Origin of the sequence: Nostoc sp. (assembly GCF_036917655.1) — a bacterium.
Lineage (GTDB): Bacteria > Cyanobacteriota > Cyanobacteriia > Cyanobacteriales > Nostocaceae > Nostoc.
In genome coordinates, this window is record NZ_JBALCY010000023.1 from 34,496 (window position 1) to 40,495 (window position 6,000).

2 protein-coding genes and 2 pseudogenes are annotated in these 6,000 nt (G+C 45.7%); 2 read left to right on the top strand and 2 right to left on the bottom strand.

The genetic code is table 11. The annotated features are described in order from the left end of the window. Positions 1-362: 362 nt before the first annotated feature. Positions 363-2,027 (top strand): annotated as a pseudogene (locus V7K30_RS10955) (calcium-binding protein); the annotation flags it as partial. Positions 2,028-2,050: 23 nt separating this feature from the next. Here V7K30_RS10955 and V7K30_RS10960 read toward each other — a convergent pair. After that, positions 2,051-2,320 (bottom strand): hypothetical protein, encoded by a 270-nt coding sequence (locus V7K30_RS10960; protein WP_334999068.1) that lies wholly within the window; start codon positions 2,318-2,320, stop codon positions 2,051-2,053. 102 nt (positions 2,321-2,422) lie between these two features. Between V7K30_RS10960 and V7K30_RS10965 the strand changes: the two are divergent. Then, positions 2,423-4,347: pseudogene (locus tag V7K30_RS10965) on the top strand (calcium-binding protein); the annotation flags it as partial. Between the two features lie 87 nt (positions 4,348-4,434). Here V7K30_RS10965 and V7K30_RS10970 read toward each other — a convergent pair. Next, positions 4,435-5,781: a DUF58 domain-containing protein gene (locus V7K30_RS10970; protein ID WP_334999069.1), complete on the bottom strand. Its 1,347-nt coding sequence runs from the start codon at positions 5,779-5,781 to the stop codon at positions 4,435-4,437. Between the last annotated feature and the right edge of the window lie 219 nt (positions 5,782-6,000).

The following is a 6,000-nucleotide window of genomic DNA, read 5'->3' on the forward strand; positions in this document are numbered from 1 at the left end:
CTTTCGGTATGGGTGCGGATGGCTTGCAAGTGTTCTGGGCTAAGTTGGATTATGTCTGCGTTTTAATTCTAGCAACTTGTAGTAATTATTACTTAGAGACAATACATCGCCATGCGATCGCTTGATCTTGATTATAATTAGGACTATTGATAACAAAACCGACTATCAAGTGTGAGTTTTAGGCATTCTGGCTTGATTTTTCGAGGTATTTTCAGCGAAGGCGATCCTCAAGGGTGACGTTAAACTATGCCGAAAATGTGAAATTTTGGCGAGTTATTTGTTCCCTAAAACAGCACTAACAGCAGATTGAGAACTTAAGTTACTGAAAAAATTGATTTAGGTAGGTAAAAATTATGGCAATTATCATTGGAACCGACGGCTACGACTTGCTACAGGGCGGTATTGGGAATGATACTCTCATTGGTGGTGTGGGAGGTGATTTCCTCACAGGTGGCGGTGGCAAGGATCAATTTGTTTACAACTTGGGTGACGGCACTGATACAATCGCTGATTTCGGTGGCGTAGGTAAAGGAATTAACCCGACAGCAGCAGTCATTGCTGAAGTGGACACCCTAAAATTCCTTGGTTCCGGCTTAACTGCCCGAAATCTGTTGCTTACCGAGAATGGCAGCAACCTGGAAATCGCCTTTGAAGGGAAGGCTAATACCATAGTTATCCTGCAAAACTTCAAACTAGAAAACTTGGAGAATCTGAAAGCTTCTGGAGGCAGAGCAGCTATCGGTAATATCCTGTTTGATGGGCAAACTAGCATTACAGACAATTTTAATGTCCTAGATGCCAATTCCACTGAAACTAGCCTGGGCATCAAGAACACGGTAACTTTTCTCAATGACCTCTCTAACAATATTACGGGTTTAGATAACTCAGATGATGTCGTTAATGGTCAGGGGGGCAATGACCGTATCGATGGCTTGAGTGGCAACGACTTGCTGCGGGGTGGTGCGGGAAATGATACTCTCATTGGTGGCGCGGGGGATGACACCCTTATTGGTGGTACGGGGAATGATACCCTCGTTGGCGATAACCAGCTTTCTGGGGGCGATGGCAATGATTCTCTTTCCGTCTCTGGCTACCAGAGCTTCGTGTACGCAAACGACTACTTTAACTCTCGCTCCTATGGCAATAACACCCTCAACGGTGGCGCTGGTAACGATAACTTGAGCGCTAGCGGTTCAACAGGCAAAAACCTGCTCTTTGGGGACGATGGCAATGATTCTCTCTCCATCTCTGGCTACCACCAAGGAAGTAACTACGACGACTACGACTCTCGCTCCATAGGCAATAATACCCTCAACGGTGGTGCAGGTAAGGATACCTTGAGTGCTGGCGGTTCAACAGGCGATAACCTGCTGTCTGGGGGCGATGGTAATGATTCTCTCTCCATCTCTGGCTACTACAAGTACACCCCCAACCAAGACCCGCACGAACCCCGCGACCTCTCGTCCACATTCGACTCCCGCTCCATAGGGAATAACACCCTTGACGGTGGCACTGGTGATGATAACTTGAGTGCTAGCAATTCAAAAGGCGATAACCTACTCTCTGGTGGGGCTGGCAATGATTATATCTCTGCCTCTAACGCCTCTGGTAAGAACACCCTCAACGGTGGCAATGGGAATGACACAATCTATGGTGGTTTGGGCAACGATATCCTGACAGGTGGTTTTGGTAATGATACCCTTTATGGAGGATCTGGTACTGATACCTTTGCTTTCAATAGTTACAAAGAAGGTCTTGATAGTCTTAATGACTTCAACGCCACTAATGAACTGATTCAGGTATCGGCTGCTGGTTTTGCTGGCGGGTTATCAACCGGTTCACTTCAGAAAAACCAGTTTACCATCGGAACATCTGCAACAGCCATCGCTCAACGATTTATCTATGACTTTTCTACAGGTGGACTGTATTTTGACCAAGATGGCAGTGCGGCTGGGTTTACTCAGGTAAAATTTGCCCAACTATCAGCTGGATTGTCAATAAGCAACAACAATTTTGCGGTTGTTTAATCGAAATTAGCGTTTTTATATCACTAAGCGGTGCGGATTGCAAGGTGCTTTTGTAAGCACCTTGCATTCGGTTGTTCAATGCAATTAGTGTTAACAGAGAGTAGATGTTGGGTTTTGTTGCTCAACTTTCGGTATGGGTGCGGATGGCTTGCAAGCGTTCTGGGCAAAGTTGGCTCATGTCTGCGCTCTAACTCTGGTAACTTGTAACGATTATTGCATATAAGATATTCCCAGGCGATCGCTTGATCTTGATCATAATAATAGGCGTAGCCCAACCCAGGCATCGCTGCCACGAAAACGTCAAATTTCGGCGAATTTTTGGGCGCTAAAACTGCACTAAACTCAAGGTTGAGAACTGAAGTTACTGAAAAAATCGATTTAGGTAGGTAAAAGTTATGGCAAATGTCATTGGAACCAACGGTAATGATACTCTAGTAGGCAGCGACTTCGAGGACACGATTAACGCTAAAGCAGGCAACGATACCATCACAGCGAAAAAGGGCTACGATACTCTGACTGGTGGCGGTGGCAAAGATAAATTTGTTTACAACTTGGGCGACGGCTACGACACTGATACTATTACTGATTTCGGTGGCGTAGGTAAAGGGACAAACCCAACAGCAACAGTCATTGCCGAAGTAGACACCATCAAATTCCTTGGTTCCGGCTTGACTGCTCAGAATCTGCTGCTGACCCAGACGGTGGCAATGGGAATGACACCATCTATACTGATTTGGGTAATAATATCTTAACTGGTGGCGGTGGCAATGATAAATTTGTTTACGACGAAGGTGATACTGACGTTAGTACCATCACCGATTTCGGTGGCATTGGTAAAGGCTCAAATCCATCAGCAGCGGTGATTACCGAATTGGATACCTTGCAATTTAGAGGAAATGACCAATTAACTCCGAGAAATCTGCTATTAACTCAAAATGGCAACAATCTAGAAATCATTTTTGAAGGGGTGTTTTATAGTCCTAAAGTGGTTCTGCAAAACTTTGCCCTGGAAAACCTAGACAATTTAGCTCAGGTCGGCAATATCCTGTTTGATGGGCAAACTAGCATCACGGATAGCTTTGATGTCTTCAATGCTAACTCCACCCAAAGCACTATCTTCAACTTGAACACAGTCACCTTCCTTAACGACCTCTCCAACAATGTCAACGGCTTTGATGACTCAGATGATGTAATCAATGGTCAGGGGGGTAATGACCGCATCGATGGCTTGAGTGGCAACGACTTGCTGCGCGGTGGTGCGGGCGATGATACTCTCATTGGTGGTACTGGTGACGATGTTCTATTAGATAATTCTCAGTCTGATTCAATAGGCGATAATCTGCTCTCTGGGGGCAATGGCAATGATTCTCTTAGTGCTTCTGGCTCATTTTACGCCCGCAGCAACGTAGGACACAAATTCTATAATACCGCTGGCAATAACACTCTCAATGGTGGCGCTGGTAACGATTTTTTGTATACTGACGGTTCAACAGGCGATAACCTGCTATCTGGGGGCGATGGCAATAGACATCTCCAGAAATTAGGTATCAGCCCAAGCTGCACAAGGGTTGTAGATTCATTTTCGGAGAAGTCTAATGATTATCTCTCCGCCTCTGGCTCATTCGACTTTGATTTCGGACGGCTTCCCACTACCACCTCTGGCAATAATACCCTTAACGGTGGCGCTGGTAACGATAAATTGTATGCTGATTTTTCAGAAGGCAATAATTTGCTCTCTGGGGGCGATGGCAATGATTTTCTCTCCGCCTCTGGCTTCATGGAAATCGGTTACGGACGCTATGCTGCCTCTGGCAATAACACTCTCAACGGTGGCGCTGGTAACGATTCCTTGAATATTGACTATTCATCAGGCGATAATTTCCTCTCTGGGGGCAATGGCAATGATTTGCTCTCCGCCATAACCGCCTTAGGGAATAACACCCTTGATGGTGGTAATGGCAATGACATCCTCATCGGTGGGAACGGGAATGATACCCTTTATGGAGGGGATGGTAATGATGTCTTTGTTTTCAATAGTTACAATGAAGGCATTGACACTATTTATGATTTCAACGCCACCAATGAACTGATTCAGGTATCGGCTGCTGCTTTTGGTGGCAGCTTATCAACATCTTCACTTCAGAAAAGTCAGTTTACTCTGGGAACATCTGCAACGACAAGCAATCAACGATTTATCTATGACTTTATTAAAGGTGCATTGTATTTTGACCAAGATGGCAGTGCGACTGGGTTTACTCAGGTAAAATTTGCCCAACTATCAGCTGGATTGTCACTAAGCAACAATAATTTTGTGGTTGTTTAATCGTGATTAGTAGAGACGCGTTAGCGTAGCGGGGCGTTCGCGATAGCGTCTCGTAGAGAAGCCCAGTTCAATTTCGCGTCTCTACTAAAGTTGATTCCGCGCTTTGAGTTGCAGATATCGCTCAACTAACTGATCGGCAATTTGATTTGCTGGTGCATCTAGTACCAATACACCTTTTTGTTTCAGCTGGGCAAATGCTACTTGTCGTTGCATTAATAAATCGAGTGCCACTGCACGGGCATAAGCATCTGTAACATCATCTGTGAAGGTATGTGCCAGACGATCAACTTGCGGATCTCGCAGAGTAACACAAAATGGCAGATAGCGCGGTGCTAGCTTGGAGAGTGCAGCCAGGAGTTCTGTAGAGGCGGTGACATCAACTAAGTCGGTAATCACTACCACTAGCGCCCTGCGAGTTTGACGCTGCAAAACATTTGTCACCGCCCCCAAATAATCAGATTCAAATAACACTGGTTGAATTGGAGTTAGGCGATCAATTAGCTGATTCAAATGATGTTGACCGCGTTCTGGGGGAATCCACGTATGCATCTGGCGGTCAAATACACCAACACCCACGCGATCGCCTCGATGTAACCCCGCCAAAGCTAAGGATAAAGTTGCATTCAAACCCCAGTCAAATCGCTGCAAACTTTGCATTTTTGCTGTCATCAACCGTCCACGATCAAGCAAGATAAGTAATGTTTGCTCCTGTTCTGGTTCCAGAACCCTCACCAGTGGCGTTGCATTACCATAGGCCCCAACCCGACGAGCGGTAGCTTTCCAATCAATAAACCGTAAATCGTCACCAGTGCGATAGTTCCGCAGTTCGGCAAACTCTGTACCAATAACAGTTTTACGAGATTGGCGCATTGATCCTGATGATTGCAATGTCAGACGAATTGTGAGCGATCGCAATCCCACTAAATCAGGATAAACTTTTACTGGCAGACTTTGGGGAATTTGCCAATCATCCCAAGCTAATCCCCAAAGTCCCAACTGTCTGACTTGAATATTTCCCCAAGGAAACTCTCCCCGTTGTGTCGGGTTGACGGTATACGTCAATTCCTGGGTGCTGTTACTCTTAACAAGAGCATGAAGTACGGGTGCAGATACGCCAAACCCTGTTGGGTAATAATCACAGATTTCAATTAGGGCATCGGTATTTTGCGATGTTACTTTTAGCACCACAGGATTGTCCCGCCCAATGGATAATCGCGACGGTAGTTCGCGGGTAATTTGCACGCGAGAACGCCGCACCTGCAAACCGTCTACAACCATCAATCCGAAAACGATCGCATCAAATAGCAAAGTGATAGCGATCGTTGCTTTAATGTTGAGAAAAAGGGATAGCATCGGGGCCGCAGCTACGCCCGTCGTAGACATCGCTATACCCAAAACCAACCATAAATAAACTCGTCTGGAAGGAACCATTTTTTATTAGGGAAGCCAGCCCGTTTATCAAAAAAGTTTTATAAGCAGTGGTCAGATTGAGTGTTGTAGCCGAGTCAGGGCGCTGACTTCCTAGCGAATGCCATTCACTTAATTAGAGCGTCGCACAGTAACTTTGTCGTTGTTAACAACGATAGCATCAGCCTTGCCATCACCAGTCACATCAGCGAAGTATGTTCCAAGACTGCCGTAGTAGGGATT